Here is a 23,763-nt window from a genome sequence, read left to right on the forward strand (position 1 = left end):
GGCGACTCAGCCGAGCGCGATGGTGTCGGCCGCCCTGAACCCGAACACGAGCGCCTTGGTGAGGGCCGTCCCGGTCATGTAGGACGCGCCGTGGAAGCCCCCGGCCACCTCCCCCGCGGCGAACAGCCCTTCGATCCGCGACCCGTCGACGCGCTGCACCGAGCCGTCCGGTGCGACGCTGAGTCCTCCGTAGGTCGAGGTCATCGCCGTCACCGCGGCGTAGGCGTAGAACGGTCCGGTCGCGACGGGCATCACTGCGCCCACGCCGTTCACGAGCCCCACGCGCCCGAACGGATCCTCCCGTCGGCCGGCCACGCACTCGTTGTAGTCGGCGACCGTGCGCTCGAGCCGATCCCCGGGGATTCCGAGCTCGCGACCGAGCTCTGAGATCGTCGGCGCGCTCACGAGATGCCCGAGCTCCTCGAGGCGCTCCATGTCCGAGAGCGGAACACCTGGTCGGGACCGGGCACGCACGGCCGAATCGAAGACCTGGAAGGCCATGCGCCCCGGCTGGCCGAGCACCGCCGATCCGAGCAGCTTGTACGACGCGGACTCATCGGTGAAACGCTCGCCGCGGGCGTTCACGAGGATCGCGCCGAGGTAGTTGGCGGTCAGCAGCTCGTGTTCGTCGTCCGTCGTCTCGGCGTGCTGGCCGTACGTTCCGGAGACATGCCCGATATCGGCGAGGCCCGCGCCGAGCATCCACGCCATGCGAAGCCCGTCGCCCGTGTTGCCGGCACCGCCGTACGGCATGGCCGCCGCCTGATCGGGCACGAAGAGATCGAGCAGTTCGCGTGAGCGCGAGAATCCGCCGCTCGCGAGGACGACCCCGGACGTCCCGATGAGCGTGCCGCCGTCGGATTCGATGCCGACCACCCTCGGCCCGTCCGTGACGAGTCGGCGTGCGGCGTGTCCCGTGAGGATCATCGCGCCCGCGGCGACGGCCGCATCCTCGAGGTGTGCGAGCAGCCCTCGGATGCGGACCAGATGCGCGCGGGCGACGCTCATCCCGGCACTGACCTTGAGTTCGTCGGTCCAGGCCGCGGCACGCTCGATGGCGGCGACGGCGTCGCCCTGCCCGGCGACGAGCGCTCGCAGCAGCGCCTCGTCCGCGTAGCCTCCGCCGGTCTCCACCATGTCTGCGAGAAAGAGCCCGTCGGAGTCCTCGACGCCGGCTCGTCGCTGGAGCGCGGTTCCGGACAGGGCGAACCATCCGCCGCTCATGGCGGAGCTGCCGCCCAGCCGGTCGCGCTTCTCCACGAGCGCGGCACGCAACCCGTGCTCGCCCAGTCGTTGGGCCGCCGCAAGTCCGGCGAGTCCCACTCCGACGATGACCACGTCGGCCTGCTGCCCGTGCCTGGGACTCATGCGGGCTCCGACGCGTCGATCTCGGCACGGAATCGCTCGACGTCGACCGCCGCGCGTGTGGCGGCCGCCAGCGCTGCCGCTTCGACCAGTGCGAGCGTGCGAGCACCGTCCTCGGCTGAGACGAGCGGCTCCGCCCGCCCGCGCGCGACGTCGACGAAGTGGTCGAACTGCGCCTGGAACGAGCCGCGCGGCGCGACGGACAGGTAGGTGCGCGACAGCGGCGAGCGCCAGTCGGCGGACACCGACGGGTCGTACGCGTACTTCGCCAGGTTCGGCACCGACAGCGCGCCGCGCGTGCCGACGATCCGGTAGGCGACTCCGTCGGGAACGTACGGGAAGGCGAGCGTCTCCTCCGTGGCCTGATCCCAGCCCCACGGCGAGACCCCGGCATCGGAGGCGAGGAGGCTTCCCAAGGCGCCGGCCTCGAACCTCAGGCTCAACGAGACCGTGTCCTCGACCTCGAGCCCGCGCGCGTGCGAGCTGCTCATCGCCTGGATCTCGGCGACCTCACCGCACAGGTGCCTGAGGAGGTCGAGGTCGTGGACGAGGTTGATGAGCATGACGCCGGCGCCCGGGAGTCGGTGCCACGGGGTGTCCGCGAAGTAGGCATCCTCCTTGCGTGCCGACCAGAGTCCGCTGATGGCCACGACCTCTCCGAGCTCACCGGCGAGGATGGCGGCGCGGGCACGTGCGACGGCAGGATGGTGCCTGCGATGGTGGCCGACCAGGAGTCGTCCGTGCACGCGGTCGACGGAAGCGACGAGCCGGCGGGCCTCCGCGTAGTCGATGGCGACGGGCTTCTCGAGGAGCACCGCGACGCCGGCCTCGAGGCATGCGACGGCCGTCTCGACATGCATCCGATTCGGACCGGCGATGACGACCGCATCGAGCCGCTCTGCGGCCAGCATCGCCGTGGCATCCGCGTAGACCGGAAGATCCTGGGCGACATCGTCGGGTGGCACCGGATCGGCGATCGCGATCAGGTCGGCGCCGGACGCGGCGCGGATGACCTCGATGTGCTGTCGCCCCATGAATCCCGCTCCGACGACGCCGATGCGAAGCGGCACGGGTTCGGATGCGGTCACGGCCTCCCCCTCGTCGGAGCGCGGGTGCGAACCGAGCGTATGACAGGATTGGGCGGCGCACGGGAGTCGTTCCACTCAGCGGCGAGCGGCTCCCATCGGCTGCGATCGGCACCCGGCACTGCATGTTCCATTCGACGGGACATCGCTTTGCGATCGGTTCGAAGTCGGTCAGAGTCGGCACTGCCACCGGGCCGCAACTTGACAGCGTGGTCGACGACGATCTCGCCCCCGTGCGAAACGTGTCGACCGGACGTCGCGCTTCGGCCATCGAATCTCACGTCAGAGCTTGCACGAAGACGTGCACAACAAGAGGAGAGTCCCATGGGCACAGCCCGATCGACGCGCCGAGGCCTGTTCGCCGCGTCGGTGCTCGCAGCAACCACCCTCGTCTTCACCGGCTGCGCCGGAGGCGGCGCCAGTCCGGAGGAGTCCGGCGACGCGGCCGGATCGGAGAACGAACCCGTCACGCTCACCGTGGCGACGAGCCAGAACGAGCAGACGCCGAACTACTACTGCGGCGTGGAACTGCTCAAGGAGCGGCTGGAGGAGGCCGACATCGGGCTCACGGTCGACCTGTATCCGGCGAGTCAGCTCGGCCCGGACGCCGACCGGTTCCCGCAGGTGCAGTCCGGCGACATCGACATCGACCTGCAGGGCGCGTCCGCGCTCAGCGCCACGTACGAGCCGATCGGCGTCGTCGACGCCGCCTACGCGTTCAACGACGTCGACCACGCGTTCAAGTGGATCGACGAGAGCTCGGAGGACCTCTTCACGGGCTTCCACGAGGCCACCGGGGTGAACGTCGTCGACGGCTGGTTCTTCGGAAACCGCACCTTCACCACGAAGGACGTCGAGGTGCACGGCCCCGAGGACCTGGCCGGCGTGCCGATCCGGTTCCCGAACTCCCCGATCTTCCTCGCGAACGCTGAGGCCCTGGGAGTGACCAACCCGGTCTCGGTCGCGGTGGAAGAGGTCTACACCGCGCTCCAGCAGGGAATCGCCGTCGGTCAGGAGAACCCCATCGTCGCGACGCGCTCGTCGAGCTACGACGAGGTGCTCAACACGGCGATCCTCAACGACCACAATGTCGGCATCCACTGGATCATCGTCAGCGACAAGACGTACGAGAAGCTGAGCGAGGAGCAGACGGCACTGCTCGAGGAGACCATCCACGAGATCCGGCCCGAGAACCGCGACTGCGTCGAAGAGGAGACCGAGAAGATCCTCGACGAGTACCGTGCGAACGACGCCTTCACCGTGATCGAGCAGGACGACATCGACATGGATGCCTTCATCAGCCAGGCGGAGGAGTACTTCGAGGGCTTCTTCACCGGGGAGAACCTCGCCGCCTACCAGGCGATCCGCGAGACCGCGGACTGACGTCCGCGCGACGGACGACGGGGTGGGTGCGCATGCGCACCCACCCCGTTCCGGTGCGCCCGGTCCGATCGGATGTCGGGGTCAGCGTGCGCGCGCTGCGTCGAACCGACGGCTCAGCGTCGTCGCGGCCGCTCGCACGGCGGGAGCGATGCGTTCGGGAGCCAGGGTCGACACGGAGCCCGTCACGGAGATCGCCGCGATCGGCGCACCGCCCGGGCCGAGGATCGGGCTGGCCACGCAGACACGGTCGTTGGCGCACTCCTCCTTCTCGGTGGCCACGCCGAGGCTGTGGACGTCCATCAGTTCGCGCTGGAGCACCGACGGCTCGGAGATGGTGTGCGCCGTGCGCGCCGCCAAGCCCCCTTCGATGATGCGCTCGACGACGGCATGGGGCGAGAACGCGAGGATCGACTTCCCGAGCGCGGTCGCGTGCGCGGGAAGGCGTCCGCCGACCCGCACCAACGGCTTTCCGGGGTGCTCGCCCCGCACGACCACGATGAAGACGACGTCGACGCCCTCGAGCACCGCGAGGTTCACCGTCTGGCCGGTGACGTCGCGCAACTCGGTCATCACCGGGAGCGCGACATGGCGCAGCCGTCGCGGTTCCTCGACCGTCATGGCCAGTTCGAAGAGCCGAACGCCCAGGTAGAGCTTGTCGCCTTCGCGATCGAGGAATCGCTGGCAGACGAGGTCGGCGGCGATCCTCGAGACGGTGGACTTCGGGAGGTTCGCACGCCGGGCGAGTTCCGAGATCCCGAGCCCCTCGTCGTGTTCGCCGAACGCATCGAAGACCGCGCTCACGCGGTCGAGCACGCTGACCGAATCGGTCCAGCCGGCGGTGCGCAAGGCCTATGCCGCCGTGAGTCGGCGGCCGACGGTCGTGCCGGCCGCACGAACCAGTGGCGCGACGCGATCGGGGTCCATCGCGCCGCTGGGTCCGGCGATGGAGATCGCGCCGAGGACGACGCGTCCGCTGGAGAGAACCGGGCTCGCGACGGCGAGGATGCCGGGGTAGGAGACCTCGATGTCCATCGCGACGACCGAGGCGCGCACATGGGTGAGTTCATCGCGGAAGTGCGCGGCGTCGTCGTCGATCAGCGGCGCGCTCACGCGGTCGACGATGCCCTGATCGGCGCAGAAGGCCAGGTAGGCCTTGCCGCTGGCGGTCGTCAGCGCGGGCGAGCGCATGCCGGCGCGCGTCGGGAGCATCGGGAGTCGACCCGTGACGGCGGCGATCGACACCATGTCCGTGCCCTGCTGGACCCAGAGTCCGACGCGTTCTCCCGTGGCATCACGCAGGTTCCGGATGACGGGCGCCGCGGCGGCGAGGAGCCGTCGTGGCAGGCTCGCGCGGGCACCGAGCTCGAACAGGCGGAGCCCGAGCGCGACGCCGTCGTCGGTGCGCTCGAGGTAGCGCTGGCCGGACAGTTCCGCGACGAGGCGCGACACGGTGGACTTCGGAAGACCGGTGCGCATCGCGAGGTCGGTGATCGAGATCGAGCTGCCGGACTCCTTCACCGCGTCGAGGATCGAGATGATGCGATCGAGCACCGACACCGGCGCGGGCGACGGAGCCGGATTCCTGTTCCATTCGGCGAGACTCGTCATCGAACATCCCCTCCCAGCGGATTGAATCGTCGTCGATCATCCTTAACACGAACGTACTAGTTAGTACACAACCATGCAATGCTGTTTCGAGAATCATGCGGATGCCATCGCCGGTCCCGCAGAAAGGCCCCATGCGCACGTCGATCGCCACGGTCTGCCTGAGCGGCACGCTCGATCAGAAGCTCCTCGCCGCGCGGGAGGCCGGGTTCGATGGCGTCGAGATCTTCGAACCCGACCTGGTGGCGGCTCCGCAGTCGCCCGAGGCCATCCGCGCGCGTGCCGAGCAGCTGGGGCTTTCCCTCGACCTCTACCAGCCGTTCCGCGACTTCGAGGGCGTCGGGCCCGAACTCCTCGAGCAGAACCTTCGTCGCGCGGAGGCGAAGTTCACCCTGATGAATCGCCTCGGCATCCGGACGATGCTGCTGTGCAGCAACGTCGCGACCGCGCGCAGCGGTGATGAGCACCTCGCCGCAGCCCAGTTGCGACAGCTCGGGGATGCCGCGGAGCGCTTCGACGTCCGCATCGCGTACGAGGCGCTCGCCTGGGGCAGATTCGTCGACGGCTACGAGGCGGCCGCCCGCATCGTGCGCCTCAGCGATCATCAGAACGTCGGCCTCTGCCTCGACAGCTTCCACATCCTCTCGAAGGGGCACGATCCCGAGGCGATCGAGACCATCCCGGCCGAGAAGATCTTCTTCGTCCAGATGGCGGACGCCCCGCTGCTCTCGATGGACGTGCTCTCGTGGAGCCGGCACCATCGCCTCTTCCCCGGCGAGGGCGGGTTCGACCTCGGCACGTTCATGGGGCACCTCGCCCGCACCGGGTACGACGGTCCCGTCTCGCTCGAGATCTTCAACGACACGTTCCGCCAGTCGGATCCCTTCGCCACCGCGATCCACGCCCGTCGCTCGCTGCGGTGGCTCGAGCATCGGACCGCCGCGACCCTGGGCTCGGCTGGGGGCGGACGCGCCGCTCGGATGTCCACGCAGCTGCTCCCCGCCGTCGACCCGCCCGCGGACGTGAACTACCTCGAACTGCGCACCCCCGAACTCGCGGAGCTCAGGCGCCTGCTGCGCGAGCTCGGCTTCCGTCCGCACGGCGGACACCGCACCAAGGCGGTCGAGCTGTGGTCGCAGGGCGACGCGCGAATCGTGCTCGGTGCGCCGGACTCCACGCGTCCGCAGCCCACCGTGGCGGGCCTCGGGCTCTCCGTGAGCGATCCCGCCACCGCGCTGCGGCGCGCGACGGAGCTCTTCGCTCCGGACGTTCCGCGAGACGAGGGGGCGGGTGAGGAGCCGCTCGTCGGGGTTCGCGCCCCCGATGGGTCGGAGGTGTTCTTCGGTTCCGCGGGGAGCACCGAACCGAAGTGGGTGGGCGAGTTCGGCACCGCGGCACCCGACGAGACCCCGATGATCGACCGCGTCGACCATGTCAACCTCGCTCAGCCCTGGCAGTACTTCGATGCGGCGGTGCTGTTCTTCCGCTCGGTCCTGGACCTGCGGGCGGAGGCGTCCATCGACGTGGCCGCCCCCGTGGGCCTCGTCCGCAGTCAGGTGCTCCGCAGCGACGACGGAGTGCTCCGGAACGCACTCAACCTCGTGCCCTCCGGCGCAAGCGATGATGCGATCCTCCCCCAGCACGTCGCGTTCGCGACATCCGACGTCCTCTCGTTCGCCCGCGCGTCGCGCGCGCGCGGCTTCGAGCCCCTCGACATCCCCGGGAACTACTACGACGACCTCGAGGCGCGCTTCGGGCTCGAGCCCGCCCTGATGAACGAGCTCAGGGAGCTGAACGTCATGTACGACCGCGACGGGACCGGCGAGTTCCTGCATTTCTACACGCACCCGGTCGGCACCGTGTTCCTCGAGGTGGTCGAGCGACGTGGCGCGTACGCGGGCTACGGCGCGCTCGATGCGCCCGTCAGGCTCGCGTCCCAGTACCGGCATCGTCATTCCGCGATCGAGGGGGAACCCGCGTGATCCGACACGTCGCCGTCTTTCGATTCGCCCCGGAATTCGCGCCAGCGGAGCGGGAGCGATGGATGTCGCTCCTGCGGGCGCTGCCGGAGCGGATCCCCGAGCTTCGGAGCATGAGCGTCGGCACGGACGTGCTCGGGGGCCCGGCCTCGCATGAGCTCGCGATCGTCGCCGACTTCGACGACCTCGCCGGGTTGGAGGCCTACACGCGGCATCCGGCCCACGCGGAGGTGCTGCGGATCTCGGCACCCGTGAAGGTGTCGCTCGCCACGGTCGACTTCGAGATCCAGGACGCATCGTGACCGAGCGGACCCGCGACCTCGGTCCTGCCCCGGACCGGGGCGGTCGGTACCTCGTCGGCCTCATCGGCGAGGGCATCACCGCATCGCTGACACCGGCGATGCACGAGGTGGAGGCCCGCCGGATGGGTCTCGACTACGAGTACCGCATCCTGGACCTGATCGAGCTCGGCAGGCCGGCGACGGATCTCGACGCCATCCTCGCCGAAGCCCGGTCGGAGGGCTTCCGCGCCGTGAACATCACCCACCCGTGCAAGCAGCTCGTCGTCGACCTGGTCGACGACCTGGACGCGGATGCCGCACACCTCGGCGCGGCGAACCTCGTGGTCCTGACCGATGACGGCCTCGTCGGGTACAACACGGACTGGATGGGGTACCTGGACGGCCTGACCACGGGCCTGCCGGAGGCGTCCTTCGATCGCGTCCTGCAGATCGGATGCGGCGGCGCCGGCGCCGCGACCGCCTACGCACTCCTCGCGAAGGGCACCGAGCAGCTCGAGCTGACGGACGTGGACGAGGCGCGCGCGGAGGAGCTCGCCGCTCGGATGCGAACGCACTTCCCGACGCGGACGATCGTGACCCTGCCACATGGCGAGCTCGCCCGAGCCATCCCCCGAGCGAGCGGCGTCGTCCACGCGACGCCGCTCGGAATGCAGCACCACCCGGGAATCGCCTTCGACGTCGAACTGCTGCAGGAGCGAGCATGGGTCTCGGACGTCGTCTACCGTCCGCTCGAGACCGAGCTCATCCGGCGGGCTGCCGGACGAGGGCATCCTGTGCTCGACGGCGGACGCATGGCCGTGGGGCAGGCATGCGCTAGTCTCCGAATCATCACGGGCATGACGCCCGATCGGGACCGGATGGAACGCCACTTCCGTGCGCTCGTCCGCGCAGAGGAGCAGTCCGTCGCTGGAGGGAGCGCGCAATGACCGATCGGCTGAGCGACGTGCACGAGAACGGGATGACCGAGCGAGCCGTCCGCACGCAGGGAGACATCCTCGAAGTCGCCACCGCCGAGTTCGCCGCGAACGGCTATGCGGGGGCGCGGGTCGACGAGATCGCCGCGCGCACGCGCACCACCAAGCGCATGATCTACTACTACTTCGGCTCGAAGGAGGGACTCTACCTCGCGGTCCTGGAGCGCGTGTACGCGCAGATCCGACGGGTCGAGCGCGGCATCCGCATCGACGAGCTGTCGCCCGACGAGGCGCTGCGAACGCTCGCGGAGGCGACGTACGTCCACCACACGACGCATGAGGCGTTCATCCAGCTCGTCAGCATCGAGAACATCCACCGCGCGGAGCACCTGCGTCAGTCCGAGACGATCCTCCGCGAGAACGTCACGGCCATCACGCTGCTCGAGGAGGTCATCGCGCGCGGCGTGCGAGACGGCATCTTCCGCGACGACGTCGACGCGGTGGACGTGCACATGATCATCAGCGCCTACGCCTGCTTCCACGTCGCGAACCGGCACACGTTCGCCGCGATCTTCGACCGGGACATGCTCGCCCCCGCGCTTCAGGACTCGCATCGCCGACTCATCGGCGACATGGTCGTCGCGACGATGACGGATGGACTCGGCGACCGCGTCGGATCGTGATGCCTCACGGCGACGGGCGGAGGCGCCGGGAGAGGGCCAGCGCCGCAGCCCGGATCGCCGGCTCGAACCGGTGCGTGTCGAACGCACCGGAGTCTCCCGACACCGAGACCGCCCCAACGAGCTCCCCCGAGGGCGAGAGCACCGCGATCGCCGCACAGGACAGACCCGCGGCGAACTCCCCGACCTCGGCGGCGAGGCCGCCCCGGCTGACGTCCTCGAGCTGACGCCGCAGCACGGCCGGATCGACGATCGTCCGGTCCGTCCAACGCTCGAGTCCGGCGGCGACGACGTCGTCGACATCCCGGGGCGACGCGTGCGCGAGCACGGCCTTCCCGAGGGCGGTCGCATGGATCGGGAGGCGCCCGCCGGTGCGCACGAACGGCCGCTCCGCGGATCGGCCCCGCATGACGGCGATGCACACCACCTCGCGCCGGTCGCGGATCGCGACGTGCACGTTCTCCCCGGTCGAGTGGCGCAACTCGGCCATCACCGGCAGCGCGGCCGCCCTGAGTTCCCGCGGCAGCTCCGCGAGCTGCCCGAGCTCGAACAGGCGCAGGCCCAGGTGGATCCGCGACCCGTCGCGTTCGAGGTAGCTCTGGCGCACGAGCGTCGCCACCAGGCGTGAGACCGTCGACTTGGGGATCCCCGCGCGCACGGCGAGTTCGGAGATGCCCAGCCCTCGGTCGTCCGCGTCGAACGCCTCGAGGATGCTGGTCATGCGGTCGAGGACGCCGATCGCGTCGTTCGAGGAGGAGCCGGGCATCGTCAGGCCACCTGCAGTGCCAGCCGGCGCGTGAGCGCGAGCGCGGCATGGCGCACGAGCGGCATCATCCGGTTCGCATCCATGTCGGTCGCCGGACCGGCGATGGAGATCGCGGCAACCGGGAACCGGTCCGCCGACAGGACCGGGCTCGCGACCCCGACGACTCCGGGGAACGTGTCGCAGCGATCGATGGCGACCGCATCCAGGCGGATCATCGCGAGCTCGCGTTCGAGCTGTTCGCGTCGGTGCGGATCGAGGCCGGTCATCACGCTGCTGCGCACGGACTCGTCATCGGTGAACGCCAGGACGGCCTTGCCGAGGGCGGTCGTCACGGAGGGCACCCGAACCCCCGCCCTGGACGGGGCGGGCCGCAGGCGACCGCGCACCGAGATCACCGAGATCATGTCCTGCCCCTGCCTGACCGCGACGTTCAGGTGCTCTCCGGTCGCGTTGAACAGCTCCGCCAGCACGGGCATGGCTGCGATGCCGAGCCGCCGGGGGGTGCTGGCACGCGCCCCGAGCTCGAAGAGCCTCAGGCCGATCACGACACCATGATCGGCTCGAGCGAGGTAGCGCTGACGGATGAGCTCGCCCACGAGTCGCGAGACCGTGGACTTCGGGATGCCGGTGGCCGAGGCCACCTGGGTGATGGTCGTCGTGCCATGCGACTCGCGCACGGTTTCGAGGATGGCGAGGATCCGGTCGAGCACGCACACCGGCTCACCTTCGAGGGCGGATCGCATGAGTGCAGTATCCGTCCCCCCCGAGTGGGTGGCAAGCACGTCGGGTCTCACGGCGGTGATGATTCCACTCAGTGGGACGGGGGCGGCCGCGACTCGGCGTCGTGACGCCGGTGAGGGCCCGGACCGCGCGCGGTCCGGGCCCTCACGGTGTGCCGGTGTTCGGTGAATGATGCGACGTCAGGTCGTGCAGAACGGCTTGACGCCCATCGCGCTCTCCAGGCCCTCCATCACGTGCTGCTCGAAGAACTCGTCGCCGGCCAGCGGCGCGTCGGTCCAGGCCGCCACGTCATGGCCGAGCGTCGTCAACCACGACCGACCGCCGTCGTAGTACTGGCACCAGCTGACCGGGTGGGATTCGCCGTGGCCCGCGGGGGTCGCCTCGCTCGTCGCCTGGTCGACCTCGAGCAGGACATTGACGTAGCTGGGGTAGGGCGCGAGATTGTACCACTCGTCCTTGAAGGCCCAGGTCTCGGGCATGAACGCGGTGGAGACGTCGTTCGGGTTGATCCGCTCGACCGTGCCGTCGCGGTTCGGGCCGTGGTTGTAGAAGTTCGCTCCTCCCAGGAGTCCCTCGTAGTACGGCCAGTGGTACTCGGCGCCGAACGCGTTGTGGATGCCGACGAAGCCGCCGCCACCGCGGATGTACTGCATCAGCGTGGTCTGCGCGGTGTCGTCGAGCGTGTCGCGGTTCGAGCCGAGGAACACGACCGCCTGGTAGTTGTTCAGGCGGCTGAAGCTCGCGAGGTCCTCGGTGTAGTCGACGGCGATGCCGCGTTCCTCGGCCCACGCCTTGAGGGCGATCTGGGCGACGTTGTCGGGGTTCAGCGGAGGGTTCAGACCGGGTGCCAGCGGGGTCCCGAGGTGGGCGTGTCGCGGGCCCGCGGTCCGACTCCAGACGAAGATGCGCTTCTGCTCGCCCTCGGCCCAGCCGTTGCCCCACTCGTGGTAGCACTCGGGGTCGGTGCCTCGGCACACGCCGTAGTCCTTGATGTCGTCGAGGTAGATCTCCTCGGCCGTGACCTTCTGGCCGCCGTTGCCGTGCCCGTTCCCATTGCCGTTGCCGTTGCCGCGGTCGAGGGCCACTCCGCCGAGCGCCATGCCGGCCCCGAGCGCCGCCGCGGCGACGAGCGCGGCTCCGGAGCGTATGAGGGATTTCATGTGATCTCCTTTGATCGTTCGTGCTGACCCCGGGTGCGCCGAGCAAGATCGGCCCGAAGTTGGTGCGAATCTAGGCTTCTCCGGAGCCGCGCGGCAAAGCTCGTCCCACCCAGTAAGCCGGTTGGACGCCGGGCGTGGACAACGCCGTCGTCGTGCCGTTCACTTGAGCGGGGAGGCGCCATGGACGAGGGACGACTGCTCGTCGTCTGCAAGGCCGACTGCACGCTCCAGGTGCTCGACCTCGAGTCGGGGACCTCAGCCGGGACGGTCCTCGCCTCGGGCATCGCACCGCACGAGGTCGTCGCGACCGACGACGGCCGGCTCGCCTACCTGCCCGTGTACAGCGACGCACCCGTCGGCGCTCCCGGCAGCGACGGGCGGCGCATCGACATCGTCGATCTGATGACCCTCGAGCGCAGCGGCGGCTTTCCCCTGGACTTCCCGAGCCGCCCGCACCAGCCCGGCCTGCTGGGCGACCACCTGATCGTCTCCACCGAGCTTGACGAATCGGTCACGGTGATCGATCGGCGAACGCTCCGGGTCATCGGCCGGTGGCCGACGGGCGGAGCCGAATCGCACACGTTCGCCATCAGTGTCGACCGGTCGCTGGTCGTGACCGCGAACGTCCGCCCGGGCAGCGTCAGCATCATCGACGTCCCTACGGGCAGGCTCCGCGGTGTCGTGCCGATCGCCGAGAAGGTCAATCGCGTCTGCCTCGACCCCAGCGGCCGGCTCGCCTACACCGCCGACCAGGGTTCGCCCCGCATCGCGGTCGTGGACACGGAGGAAGTCGAGCGCATGGCCTGGATCGCACTGCCGGCGATCGGGTTCGGCACGGCGGTGACGGCGGATGGCTCCCACCTCGTCGTCGCCCTCCGGACGACCTCCGAGATCGCGGTCGTCGACCTCGAGTCCGGCGAGGTCGTGCACCGGATCGCGACGCCGGATCACCCGCAGGCGATCGTGCTCCACCCCGACGGCGTTCGCGCGTACTCCGCCTGCGAGGTCGAGGACTGCGTCGTGGAGGTCGACATCCGGTCAGGGCGGCTTCTGCGCCGGATGGAAACGGGCCGTCGACCCGATGGCATCGCCTGGAGCCCCCGTCCCGCCCCGGATGACCGGCCCGCCTGAGCCCTCGTCATCGGAGTCGCTCCGCCACAGGAGAGGGGATGGTTCGTCGAACTCCTCGATGCGCCACTCGTCGTGCCAGTCGATACGTGGCACGCCCGCATCGAAACGGATGGGGAGCCAGACGTAGTCCGCGATCGCGGTGTTCTCGCCACGCCCGGCCGCCGTCACGGCAGCCATGCTCGCGGTCTGCTCGGGCGTCATCTCCGGGCGAGCGGCACCCTGCGCCATGGCCGCGACACTGTCGTAGACGCTCGGCATGTCGTCGGGCAGCTGCGGCAGCCACCGGTCCGCGAGCGCGATGTAGAGGTCGCGCTTGTGCGGGTGCTTGAACACGCTGCTGATCTGCGAGCGGTACGAAGTGCGGCTCGGGTCATCCGGATGCGCGTCGCCCAGCACCGTCCACGGCCCGTGGTAGTCGGGCGCACTCGCGAACTCTGAGAAGTTCGGGAAGTACCCCGTCGAGCCGGAGGTGACCAGGTAGTGGGTGCCGTTCCGCTCGAAGTGGGCGGGCGCCTCGCGCGTGAACGGCGGGCTCGGGTGCGGGAAATGCGTCGAGTACTCCCCCGACACATCGGTGAAGTCGTCGGTGAGCTCGGCGCAGATGAGGTCGGTGTGCACCTTCTCGAAGAAGGAGTAGGCCTTCCTGGTCTCGGGATCGACGACCAGGTCGAAGTCCCCCGCGCTCATCCCCAGCGGTGTCAGGCCGGCACGCACGATCTCGTAAGGGCCGAGGAGCGAGTCCGAGGTGAGCACGGTCGAGGCCTGGGTGTCGTGGGCACCATCCCCCATGACCTTGAGCCAGCACACGTACGTGCCGGTGCGTTCGTTGAAGATGATGTGCGGGCGGTCCATCTTCTGCGCGGGATGCAGGGGCGAGCTCGGGTCATCCAGCACCGGAGGGATGATGAGGCCGACGTCGTCCCAGTTGTACAGGTCGGTGGAGGTGTAGGCGCGAACGCCCCAGTGCCAGTTGCCGCTGCCCGGTGTCGTGCGTTCCTTGTTCTCGCCGTACCAGGTGAAGACGCCGTCCTCGAAGAACAGGGATCCGCCGTGGGCCTGGATCCGCTCGCCGTTCGTGTCGAGCCACGGCTGACCGGGGCGGATCGCGTCGGTGGTCGCGACAGCGTCGGTGGTCATGAGAGGTCGGCTCCATTCGTCGCGGCGACCCCGCCGAGCCATCTCGCACTGTCCTTGGGCGTTCGTTCGAAGGTGGTGCGGTCCACGGCGACGAGACCGAAGGTGATGGCGTAGCCGTGCACCCACTCGAAGTTGTCGATGAAGGTCCAGTGCAGGTATCCGCGCACATCGAGTCCGTCTGCCAGGGTCCGCGCCACGCCGTTGAGGGCGCCGGTGGTGTAGTCGATGCGCCGTTGGTCGTCACTCGTGGCGATGCCGTTCTCCGTCACGATCATCGGTGTGCCTCCGGTGACCTCCCACGCGCGGCGCAGGGCGATCTCGAGGGCGTCAGGCCGGTAGGCCCACGCAGTCTGGGTGAGTTCGGCACCCGCGGGTGCGCCTTCCAGGCCATCCGGTCCGACGAGTTGGCTCGTGTAGGACTGCACGCCCACCCAGTCGTCATCGCGCGACGCCTCGAGGTAGGTGTCCTCCCAGATCCGCTGGTAGTGGTCGAGACGGTCTTCGTACCCCTCGCGCGCCACGAGGCTTTGAATCGCGATGGTCCATCCGACCTTGGCCGACGTTCTCGCCCGCAGGATGTCGCGGGCACGGGCGTGCGCGCGGAGCATGGTCTGCGCGGCTTCGTCCTTCGGTTCGGGCATGGAGAAGGCGTTGAGGCCGGCTTCGCCATCGACCGCCGACCGCGCCGCGCCCATGCGGGCGAGCACTGCCGCGGGGTCCGGGTACTGCAGCGGAATCGACATCTGGTACATGACGGCGAACATGTTCGGCTCGTTGATCGTCACCACCCAGGTGACACCGTCGAGGATCGGGCAGACCGCGTCCACGTAGTCGCCGAAGCGGTCGACCGCCTCAGCCGATCCCCACCCTCCCGCTTGGACGAACCACAACGGGCTCGAGAAATGGTGGAGGGTCACGACGGGCTCGACGCCCTGCTCGAGGCAGTAGTCGATGATCCGCCGGTAGTGGGCGAGCTCGGCAGCCGAGAACTCGCCTCGGACCGGCTCCACACGCGCCCACTCGATCCCGAAGCGGAAGGCGTTCAGGCCGAGTGATTTCAGCAGGTCGATGTCCTCTTTCCACCGGTGGTAGAAGTCGACGGAATCGCCGCTCCGCTCGGCGAACGACGAGCCGGGCAGGTTCTCCAGGGCCCACATGTCGCTGTTGAGGTTGTTGCCCTCGTTCTGGTGCGGGGCGCACGACGCTCCCCAGAGGAAGCCAGTGGGGAAGGGGCTGTCGGTGCTCACGGCCATGGAACGAACCCTTCGGTTGCGACATCCCAGGTGTCCGGGAAGCCGGTGGTTGCCAGCATCGAGACGGCCGCGAGGAGCGAGCCGTTGCCGGGGAGGTAGATCGGGAGGATGGATCCCATCTGGGCGTTGTGCCCGACCACGGTGAACCGGTTCTTGATCTCGTCGCGCAGCAGGGCATCGATCGCGACGTCGGGACGGCCCAGACGCGATGCGCTCATCGCGATGACGGGGAAGTCCCACCCCCACGCCGTTGACCAGTCCCAGTTCGCGAGCACGTCGAGGAGGGTCGTCGTCATGATCGCGGGATCGATGAGCGGCATGGGCGGCACGACGCCGAGCGCCGCGAGGAGGGCGGGGTGGTCGTCGCGTCGCAGGTACGGCTCGGCGGCGATCGCCGTGTAGTGGCCGTCCTCGACATGGGGTCGGGCGAGCCCGTCCTGCACCGTCGACCACTCGGGTCGCCGCAGCAGCCCGGCGCGCTCCCGCCAGAGTTGGGCGATCTCGAGTCCCCACCACCACGAGGCGAGCTCGTAGGTGGGGTCTTCGGTTGTCGTCACGTCGTAGAACTCCTGCGCCGGCATGATCGGCGGCAACAGGTGGAATGCCCCGTCGCGCTCGGCGGCGAAGGCGGCCATGAACGTCGCCGTCTCCTCCACGAGCTCGGCGAACTCGAGAGCCAGGGCGTGGCGCTTCACGGGGGCGGATGCACGCCAGATCAGTTCGAGCAGGTAGAGCACGTGCGGCTGCTGCCAGACGAGGAACGAGCCGATCGGGTCGGGGCTCTCACGGCCGTCCGGACCGACCTGCTTGGGCCATCGCACTCCCGGGTATCCCTGTCCTGCCGCCGTGGCCCGTGCCTGGGGAAGGATCGAGAGATACCAGCCGAGGCTTCGTTCGAGGAGCTCCGGTCGGCCCCAGGTCGCGAAGTGGGCCGCGTGCCAGAAGTGCATCTCGAGGTGGGCCTTGCCCGACCAGGAGTTCGTGGTCAGGCCCGTCTCGGCGGGCGGCATGACGCCGGCCGAGTTGACGGCGGTGAGGTACTGCGAGATGACGACCCGGCGTTCGAGTTCGTGCGCCCGCTCGTCTGCCGTGCCCTGGAAGTCGATCGCCGCGCCGGAGCGCCAGAATCGCTCCCACGATTCGGCTGCTGCCTGTGCGACGACGTCGAATGACGGGAGCGCTCCCCCATCGTTCTGGGCGAAGCGCACGACGACGTCGAGTGATTCGGCATCCGTGAGCAGTTCGAATTCGTGCGGCGCCGTCTGGGTGATCGATCCAGTGCTGGATTCGACGGCCACGAGGTAGGCCGTCGCATCGAGCTGCCGCGAGATCGTGGAACGTGACCCGACGGTCGCGATGGTCGAGGTGTGATGGTCGGGGTGCTGCCAGTCCGACGTCTGGAAGAAGCCCGGATGCGCGTAGGGGAACCGCAGCGTGATGCGCAGCCGGCCGTCGCCGAGGAGTGGGGATTCGATGCGGAATGCGACCGTCGAGTCATCCGGAGCCGCCACGGTCGTGACCGCGACCTTCTCGTCGTCGTAGCGGAATCGGCTGGTGATCGTGCCCGACCAGAGATCGAGGTGCTGCACGGGGTCGGTCAGGGCGTCGGGTCCGACATCGACCCGCGACCCGTTCGCGTCGTGGAACGAGCATCCGATACGGCCGAGGTCGAGACGTTGCGGGTTCGCATTGAGCCAGGCGCCCGGACGGTTCTCGTCGGAGACCTGGCCGCGCATCGCGCCTTCCATGTCGTGCCGGTCGGGGTACCGCACGACGCCACGTGTGGTGCCGTGCTCCGACATCGCGTCCTCGAGCACGTAGCCTTCCGGGTTCGGCATCTCGTGCCAGCCCCAGCTGCTCATGGTCGCCGTGTTGATCGCGGCACGCCCCTGCATGATCGCGGCGGCCTGGTCGTGGAACGCCGTGAACGTCTGCATGCCCGTGATGTCCGCGGTGTAGGCGAAGTCGCCGTTGCCGACGGTGAGCACGGACTCGGGGTCGGGGGCTGTGAGCGTCAGGTCGTGGCGCCGCACGACGGCTCGGCGGTCGATCGGGCGAGCATCGTGGGGCATGGCGGCCTTTCTCAGGGGTGGTCGCGTCTGAGGGGTGAGTGCGGCCGGGCCATGAACGAGCCCGGCCGCAACATGGTCAGCGGACCGCCTTGACCTTCAGGATCACCAGGCCACCGGCAACGGTGAACACCGCGGCCGCTGCGTAGATGAACGCATAGCGGTCGCCGGTCGTGATGAGCGCCAGTGCTGCCGCCGCGACGAAGGGGGCGATCGCCTGGGCGAGCACGTTCGCGAGCTGGATGATGTTGACGAAGCGGCCGGCCTCGGTGTCGCGCTCGGGGAGCACGTCGAGGAAGAGCGCCTGGTCGACGGCGGAGAAGACGCCGATGCTGATGTTGCACAACAGCGATCCGACGAGGAGCAGGGTGAGGTCGGGGGCGACCACCATCACGAGTGCGCCGATGCCGAACAGGATGCCGGAGCCCAGCACGAAGGGCTTGCGGCGACGGAGCTTGTCGGAGAGGAACCCACCGAGGAACACGCCGGCGATGGTGCCGAGGATTCCGATTCCGCCGACCGTTGCCACGGTCCCGCCGATCTCGTCGACCGGGATGCTGAGCCGTTCCGCGAAGAAGAAGGCCGTGTAGCTGGTGTTGAGGGTGAGTCCGAAGAAGAACAGGAAGCGGCCGAGCCAGTTCCACGCGAAGTCGGGGTAGCGCTTCGGGTTGAAGACGTACTTCGAGATGAGCACCTTGGCGGTCAACGGCGAGTCGAATGTGATGCTGCGGCTGTCGGCGTCCTTGTAGTACGCGACGAAGATCAGCACGACGACCAGGCCGATGGCGCCGGGGATGAGGAAGAGGAGGAAGGGCTGGTTGGCGACGGTGCCGCCGAAGACGGCACCGAAGACCGGGGCGACCATGGTGGCGAAGCCGGTGATGGCTCCGACCTTGCCGCGCTGATTCTCGGGCAGCTTGTCGGCCTGGATGGTGCTGAAGGTGTTCACCGTCGAGTTGAGGCCGATCTGGGCGATGACCCAGCCGATGCCGAGGCCGAGCACCGCCGGCGAGGCGGCCATGACGGCGAGGCCGATGAGGCCGGCGAGGATGCCGCCGACGAGCCACGGTCGGCGGCGACCCCAGCGCGAGCGAGTGCGGTCGGAGAGCTGACCGGCCAGCGGGCTGGTCAGCAGCGCGGCCAGGGAACCGAAGCCGAGCACGACACCCAGGTACTCGGCGTTGTCGGGGGCGAGCGCATTGACCCGGATCGCCAACGAGATCGCGATCGGCGTCACGAAGGCGAGGTAGGTGCCGAACAGGCCGAGCGCGAGAAGGGTGATGAAGGCTGCGCTGACCTTGGGGCGGTCTGCGCCGCCGCCGGCGGCGGCATCGAGCTGTTCGAAGTCCTCGGCCGTGGATGCGCTCCCGAGCGGGAAGGCGCTGTTCGTCGGTACGGGCGGCTGGTCGTCTGTGGTGTTCATCGTGGACTCCTTTGTCAGTGTTGCAGGTTGGTGCGTGCGGGTGGGTGCTTGCGGGTCAGTGTGCGTTCAGGGTGGTGACGGCCGGCGGGCAGCCGTCGGCCATCGCGGTGACGGTGATCTCGCCGGCTCCGGTGGGACGGATGATCGCGAGGGCACGTCCGTCGAAGGTGGTGTGCGTGGCGGACCGGAACGACTCGGTCGTCACCGGATTGCCGCTGCCGAGCGCCTGGAGGATGCCGGGTCCGTCGACGGTGACCGTGACGGCACGGTCGACGCCGTTGCGCACGACGCCGTTCCCGTCGGTGAGCGCGATGGCGAGGTATCCGAGGTCGGTTCCGTCTGCGCGGAGGGCCTGCCGGTCGGGCTCCGCCTCCAGCACGAGCGACGTACCGGCCGTGGTGAGCTCGACGCGGCCGGCCTCGGCACCCTCCACGTAGGCCACCGCCGTCAGCGTGCCCGGGCGGTAGGTCGTCTCGATCGCCGCCCGGAAGCCCTCGACCCGCGCCCGACCGATCGTCGCCCCGTCGAGCAGCAGCTCGATCTCGTCGGCATCGCTGTAGACGTCGACGGTGACGGGCAGGCCGTCCGCGCCCGACCAGGTCCAGCTCGCGATCGCGTCGCCCCACGCCCACGGCGTCGCCACGGCGATCTCGCGGCCGTGGTTCTCCGGCGGGTGGACGGCGATGAACGGGTCGGAGCGCAGGCCGAACACGATCTCGCGGAAGTACGACACGGGTCGGCGGTTGCCGACGATGTCGATATCGCCGCACCATGCCGTCAGCTCGGGGAATCCGCCCGAGAACCCGGACTGGCCGGAATCGGAGTAGCGGGTCGCACCGATGCCGGTCTCGCCCAAGTAGTCCCATCCGGTCCAGGTGAAGTCGCCGATGACGTGGCCGTTGTCCTTGACGAGCTCCCAGTTGCCGACGATCGAGGTCGGCCAGGTCTCCGTGCCCACGATGATGCGGTCGGGGAACAGCTCGCGATCGAGTTCGTAGCGGGCCTCGGCGTAGTTCATGCCCGCCACGTCGAGCACGGCGTACGACTCCTCGGTGCGCTGCGTCGCCGGTGCGGACGTCTGGATGTGGCTCATCATCTGGCCGAACCCGGCCATCATGGTGTTCACGCCGCCCTCGGGTGCGGCCGCCGCGGCATCCCGTCTCGCCTGCATCTGGGGCACGATCGTGTCGATCATCGACACGAAGCCGTTGATGCCGTTGGTCACGTATCGGGTGCTGTCGAGTGAGCGCACCTTCTCGGCGAGGCGCCGGCCCCAGGTCGAGCCGATCGGGCTGCCCGTCTCGGGGATCTCGTTGCCGATCGAGTAGAAGATCACGCTGGGGTGGTTGATGTCCCTGGCGACCATCGCCTCGACGTCGCGCTCCCACCACTCCGGGAAGTCGAACGCGTAGTCGAAGTCGCTCTTGCCCTGGGTCCACATGTCGAAGGTCTCGTCCATGACGAGCATTCCGATCCGGTCGCAGGCCTCGAGCAGGGCGGTGCTCATCGGGTTGTGGGCGCTGCGGATGGCGTTGAAGCCGGCCTCCTTGAGGCGGGCGACCTTGCGCTCCTCGGCGGCGCGCATGGAGACCGCGCCCAGGGGGCCGTTGTCCGAGTGGATGCACGCGCCGCGCAGCTTCGTGCTCACGCCGTTGATGCGCAGTCCCCGCTGCGGGTCGAGCTGGAGCGACCGGATGCCGAACGCCACGGAGTGCTCGTCGGCGATGTCTTCGCCCTCCCGGAGTGCGAGGTGGGCCGTGTAGAGGTTCGGCGCGTCGACGCTCCAGAGGGAGGGTGTGGAGACGTACGCACGCAGGCGGGCGGTGCCTCCCGTGCCGGGAAGGAGCGTGATCGGCGAACGCGCGGTCGCGACGGATGCGCCGTCCGGTCCGGCGATGTCAGCGGTCAGCTCGAGGACCGAGGTCAGGGCGCTCGAGTTCTGGACCTCCACCGCGACCTCCACCACGGCACGGTCGGACTCGATGTCGGGAGTCGTCACGACCACGCCGTCGGTGGCGATGTGCACCGGGTTCTTCACGACGAGGTGCACGTCGCGGTAGACGCCGGCGCCGGCGTACCACCGGCTGTCGAGGTGCGTGCGGCACTCGACCCGGATCTCGTTGTCGGCCCCGAACTGGAGGTAGGGGTCGATCTGCACGAAGAACCGCGAGTACCCGAACGCACGCTGGCCGGCGAGGTTGCCGTTGACGAAGACGGCAGCGTCGCGGTAGACGCCGTCGAATTCGAGCAGGATCCGGCTTCCGCGCAGCTCCGCATCGGCATGGAAGGTCTTCCGGTACTCGAATGCGCCGCCCGGGAAGTAGCCGCTGGTCTCGCCGCGAGGGACATCCGCCCGACGTTCCGCTCCGATGAGCGCATCGTGCGGGAGCGTCACCTCCGCCCATGCCGAGGCCGCCGAGCCGCCGAGCTCCATGAAGGCCGTGACCTTGGGGCGGAAACTCCACCCGGTGTTGAAGATCTCACGAGTCATGCGGCGGGCTCCAGTACGTCGTTGTGAGGATGGTCGGCGATTGGGTATCGCGCGTTACCTGAGTACGTAACCACAATTAGTAACGCGCGTCAACTCACGCCGATATGCTGAAGACGTGATTGCAACGAGCGAGGACGTGGCACGGCGCGCCGGAGTGTCGCGCGCGACGGTCAGCCAGATCCTGAACGGGCGCGGCCAGCGATTCGCCACCGAGACGCGCGAGCGCGTCACCCGTGCCGCAACCGAACTCGGCTACCAGCCGTCTGCGGCCGGACGCACGCTCGCCAAGGGATCCAGCGACATCGTGATCGCCGTCATCCCGTACACCACCTTCGGCGGCAACCTGCAGGACATCTTCCAGGCGGCGACCGAAGAGCTGGCCTCGCGCGGACTGACGCTGCTGCTGCATCTCGCAACCGAATCCACGGCACCGCTCGATCGCGTGGTCACCGGCATGAAGCCGCGCGCGGTGATCTCCCTCACCCCGTTCTCCCAAGCGGAACTCGACCTTCTGAAGAGCCGCGGTGTCATGGCGTTCGACCCGGAATCCTCATCGAAGGGCCGCATCGATCCCAACGTCGAGATCGGTGCGCTGCAAGCCCGCTACCTCGCCGACCGCGGCTACACCCGAGTCGCGTTCGCGCATCTCCAGGACGCCCGACTCGACCCCTTCGGCGAGGGCCGAGAAGAAGGTGTGCGACGGGTGTGCGCAGAACGCGGGTTGCCCGATCCGGTGATCGTGCGCCTGGGCATCGATCCCCACGACGCGCTCGAGGCCATCGACTCCCTCGAACTCCCCGGGGCAGGCATCGTCTGCTACAACGACGACGTCGCCACCGCGCTGCTGTCGGCGGCCACCATCCGCGGCTGGGCTGTGCCCGCCGACGTCGGGCTCGTCGGGATGGACCACACTCCCCTCTCGGCGGTCACGATCCCGCCGCTCTCAACGGTCGGCTACGACCAGCGCGCGGCGGCGTACAACCTCATCACCGCCGCCCTCCAGGGGCTGGGCGAATCGATCGACGATCGCGAGCCCATGGACGTGAAGTTCGCGCTGGTGCCGCGCGGATCGGCCTGATCGGCGACCCCGCCCCAGACGCACAGACGCACAGCCGCACAGCCGCTGCGCCGATTCCACGCCATTCCGCGGCGCGGATCGGGCGGATCGGGCGACGCGTCCCCCGTGCGTCTAGTGTTGCGACATGCGCGCAGCCGTCATCTACAACCCGATCAAGATCGACCTCGATGAGGTGAAGGCGGCATTCGCGTCGGCCGAGGCACGCCACGGTTGGGATGCCTCGCTCTGGCTGGAGACGACGGAGGCCGACCCGGGCGAGGGCCCCGCCACGACGGCGACCTCGGAGAAGGTCGACGTGGTGGTCGCCGCCGGGGGCGATGGAACCGTGCGCGCGGTGGCCGAGGGCCTGCGCGGCTCCGGCATCCCGCTCGCCCTGCTCCCCTCGGGCACCGGGAACCTCCTCGCCCGCAATCTCGGACTCGGTCTCGGCGACCTCGAACGGTCCGTGGACGCCGTGTTCACCGGGGTCGACCGGCCGATCGACGTGGGCCTCATCCGCCTGCGCCGACCGAACGGCGACCTCGAGCGACGCTCGTTCCTCGTCATGGCCGGCCTGGGGATCGACGCCCAGATGATCGAGAACACCGACCCCGCGCTCAAGAAGCGCGCCGGCTGGCTCGCCTACGTGCAGTCGATCGCGACATCGCTGCGCGACGGCAACGAACTCCACGTGCGGTACCGCCTCGCATCGGGCAGCACCCGCCGTGCGACCGTGCACACGTTCATCGTCGGCAACTGCGGCACCCTGCCGGCCAACATGATGCTGCTGCCCGACGCCGTCATCGATGACGGGATGCTCGACATCGTGATGCTCCGCCCCGAGGGGGCGCTCGGCTGGCTGCGCATCTGGGTCCGCGTGGCCTGGGAGAACGGCATCCTCCGGCGCACGAGCACCGGTCGCCGACTGCTCGGCGATGCCAAGCCGATCCGACCGCTCCACTACGAGACGAGCGAGACGATCGACGCGACGTTCGGGCGGCCGGAGAAGATCGAACTCGACGGCGACGCCTTCGGCGAGGCGACGGCGATGCGGGCGAGCGTCGACCCGGGGGGCCTGCTGGTGCGGATGCCGCAGGGCTCGGCCGACGCCGTGGATGCTGCCGTCGTCGGCCAGGACGAGCGATCCGGCGTAACGAACACCAAATAGCGGATACCTGTCGCATGACAGACAGCGTGTCGAATCCTCGCCGCAGTTTCGCGC

Annotated in this window: 20 protein-coding genes; 8 read left to right on the forward strand and 12 right to left on the reverse strand. The window is 69.1% G+C overall.

Annotated features, from left to right (window positions below; translation table 11 throughout):
* Positions 1-6 precede the first annotated feature (6 nt).
* Complete coding sequence (locus ABIC29_RS15535) at positions 7-1,368, reverse strand: FAD-dependent oxidoreductase (protein WP_354246813.1); 1,362 nt, start codon at positions 1,366-1,368, stop codon at positions 7-9.
* Entirely contained in the window at positions 1,365-2,453 is a 1,089-nt protein-coding gene (locus tag ABIC29_RS15540) for a Gfo/Idh/MocA family protein (protein WP_354246816.1), read from the reverse strand. Before ABIC29_RS15540 ends, ABIC29_RS15535 begins: the two co-directional genes overlap by 4 nt.
* Before the next feature lie 321 nt (positions 2,454-2,774).
* Here ABIC29_RS15540 and dctP point away from each other — a divergent pair, with 321 nt between their 5' ends.
* Entirely contained in the window at positions 2,775-3,833 is a 1,059-nt protein-coding gene (gene dctP / locus ABIC29_RS15545; protein ID WP_354246819.1) for a TRAP transporter substrate-binding protein DctP, read from the forward strand.
* Positions 3,834-3,914: 81 nt separating this feature from the next.
* On the opposite strand, the gene ABIC29_RS15550 is transcribed toward dctP, so the two are convergent.
* Complete coding sequence (locus ABIC29_RS15550) at positions 3,915-4,679, reverse strand: IclR family transcriptional regulator (RefSeq protein ID WP_354246822.1); 765 nt, start codon at positions 4,677-4,679, stop codon at positions 3,915-3,917.
* Positions 4,680-4,682: 3 nt separating this feature from the next.
* Complete coding sequence (locus ABIC29_RS15555) at positions 4,683-5,441, reverse strand: IclR family transcriptional regulator (protein WP_354246825.1); 759 nt, start codon at positions 5,439-5,441, stop codon at positions 4,683-4,685.
* A 131-nt stretch (positions 5,442-5,572) separates the two neighbouring features.
* Between ABIC29_RS15555 and ABIC29_RS15560 the strand changes: the two genes are divergently transcribed.
* From ABIC29_RS15560 to ABIC29_RS15575, 4 genes are read left to right on the forward strand one after another with little or no spacing between them, the layout of a single operon-like run.
* On the forward strand, positions 5,573-7,420 hold the full coding sequence (locus ABIC29_RS15560; protein ID WP_354246828.1) for a bifunctional sugar phosphate isomerase/epimerase/4-hydroxyphenylpyruvate dioxygenase family protein: 1,848 nt from the start codon (positions 5,573-5,575) through the stop codon (positions 7,418-7,420).
* Positions 7,417-7,719 (forward strand): Dabb family protein, encoded by a 303-nt coding sequence (locus ABIC29_RS15565; RefSeq protein ID WP_354246831.1) that lies wholly within the window; start codon positions 7,417-7,419, stop codon positions 7,717-7,719. Before ABIC29_RS15560 ends, ABIC29_RS15565 begins: the two co-directional genes overlap by 4 nt.
* Positions 7,716-8,645 carry a shikimate dehydrogenase gene (locus tag ABIC29_RS15570; protein WP_354246834.1) on the forward strand — a complete coding sequence of 310 codons (930 nt, stop codon included), beginning with the start codon at positions 7,716-7,718 and terminating at the stop codon, positions 8,643-8,645. The genes ABIC29_RS15565 and ABIC29_RS15570 overlap by 4 nt, the downstream gene beginning before the upstream one ends.
* Positions 8,642-9,316 carry a TetR family transcriptional regulator gene (locus tag ABIC29_RS15575; protein WP_354246837.1) on the forward strand — a complete coding sequence of 225 codons (675 nt, stop codon included), beginning with the start codon at positions 8,642-8,644 and terminating at the stop codon, positions 9,314-9,316. Before ABIC29_RS15570 ends, ABIC29_RS15575 begins: the two co-directional genes overlap by 4 nt.
* A gap of 4 nt (positions 9,317-9,320) precedes the next feature.
* On the opposite strand, the gene ABIC29_RS15580 is transcribed toward ABIC29_RS15575, so the two are convergent.
* The 3 genes from ABIC29_RS15580 to ABIC29_RS15590 form a co-directional block, all read right to left on the reverse strand.
* Positions 9,321-10,079 carry an IclR family transcriptional regulator gene (locus tag ABIC29_RS15580; RefSeq protein WP_354246840.1) on the reverse strand — a complete coding sequence of 253 codons (759 nt, stop codon included), beginning with the start codon at positions 10,077-10,079 and terminating at the stop codon, positions 9,321-9,323.
* Positions 10,080-10,081: 2 nt separating this feature from the next.
* Complete coding sequence (locus ABIC29_RS15585) at positions 10,082-10,822, reverse strand: IclR family transcriptional regulator (RefSeq protein ID WP_354246843.1); 741 nt, start codon at positions 10,820-10,822, stop codon at positions 10,082-10,084.
* Positions 10,823-10,999: 177 nt separating this feature from the next.
* Positions 11,000-11,980, reverse strand: coding sequence for a ThuA domain-containing protein (locus tag ABIC29_RS15590; RefSeq protein WP_354246846.1), 981 nt, complete (start codon positions 11,978-11,980; stop codon positions 11,000-11,002).
* A 180-nt stretch (positions 11,981-12,160) separates the two neighbouring features.
* Between ABIC29_RS15590 and ABIC29_RS15595 the strand changes: the two genes are divergently transcribed.
* Positions 12,161-13,111: a YncE family protein gene (locus ABIC29_RS15595; RefSeq protein WP_354246849.1), complete on the forward strand. Its 951-nt coding sequence runs from the start codon at positions 12,161-12,163 to the stop codon at positions 13,109-13,111.
* Here ABIC29_RS15595 and ABIC29_RS15600 read toward each other — a convergent pair.
* The 5 genes from ABIC29_RS15600 to ABIC29_RS15620 all read right to left on the reverse strand — a co-directional run bounded on the left by ABIC29_RS15600 (position 13,019) and on the right by ABIC29_RS15620 (position 21,484).
* Positions 13,019-14,248, reverse strand: coding sequence for a family 43 glycosylhydrolase (locus tag ABIC29_RS15600; protein ID WP_354246852.1), 1,230 nt, complete (start codon positions 14,246-14,248; stop codon positions 13,019-13,021). The two genes, ABIC29_RS15595 and ABIC29_RS15600, sit on opposite strands and share 93 nt — an antisense overlap.
* Positions 14,245-15,501, reverse strand: a complete 1,257-nt coding sequence (locus ABIC29_RS15605; RefSeq protein WP_354246855.1) for a glycoside hydrolase family 1 protein — start codon at positions 15,499-15,501, stop codon at positions 14,245-14,247. Before ABIC29_RS15605 ends, ABIC29_RS15600 begins: the two co-directional genes overlap by 4 nt.
* The gene (locus ABIC29_RS15610; protein ID WP_354246858.1) at positions 15,492-17,573 is read right to left on the reverse strand and encodes a hypothetical protein; all 2,082 of its coding nucleotides are present in this window, start codon (positions 17,571-17,573) and stop codon (positions 15,492-15,494) included. Before ABIC29_RS15610 ends, ABIC29_RS15605 begins: the two co-directional genes overlap by 10 nt.
* A gap of 76 nt (positions 17,574-17,649) precedes the next feature.
* The gene (locus ABIC29_RS15615; RefSeq protein WP_354246861.1) at positions 17,650-18,993 is read right to left on the reverse strand and encodes an MFS transporter; all 1,344 of its coding nucleotides are present in this window, start codon (positions 18,991-18,993) and stop codon (positions 17,650-17,652) included.
* Between the two features lie 55 nt (positions 18,994-19,048).
* On the reverse strand, positions 19,049-21,484 hold the full coding sequence (locus ABIC29_RS15620; RefSeq protein ID WP_354246864.1) for a glycoside hydrolase family 2 TIM barrel-domain containing protein: 2,436 nt from the start codon (positions 21,482-21,484) through the stop codon (positions 19,049-19,051).
* 136 nt (positions 21,485-21,620) lie between these two features.
* Here ABIC29_RS15620 and ABIC29_RS15625 point away from each other — a divergent pair, with 136 nt between their 5' ends.
* A complete protein-coding gene (locus ABIC29_RS15625) occupies positions 21,621-22,562 on the forward strand; it encodes a LacI family DNA-binding transcriptional regulator (RefSeq protein WP_158551863.1) in 942 nt (313 codons plus the stop codon).
* A gap of 124 nt (positions 22,563-22,686) precedes the next feature.
* Positions 22,687-23,709: a diacylglycerol/lipid kinase family protein gene (locus ABIC29_RS15630; RefSeq protein ID WP_354246867.1), complete on the forward strand. Its 1,023-nt coding sequence runs from the start codon at positions 22,687-22,689 to the stop codon at positions 23,707-23,709.
* Positions 23,710-23,763 lie beyond the last annotated feature (54 nt).

Origin of the sequence: Agromyces sp. PvR057 (genome assembly GCF_040547485.1) — a bacterium.
GTDB lineage: Bacteria > Actinomycetota > Actinomycetes > Actinomycetales > Microbacteriaceae > Agromyces.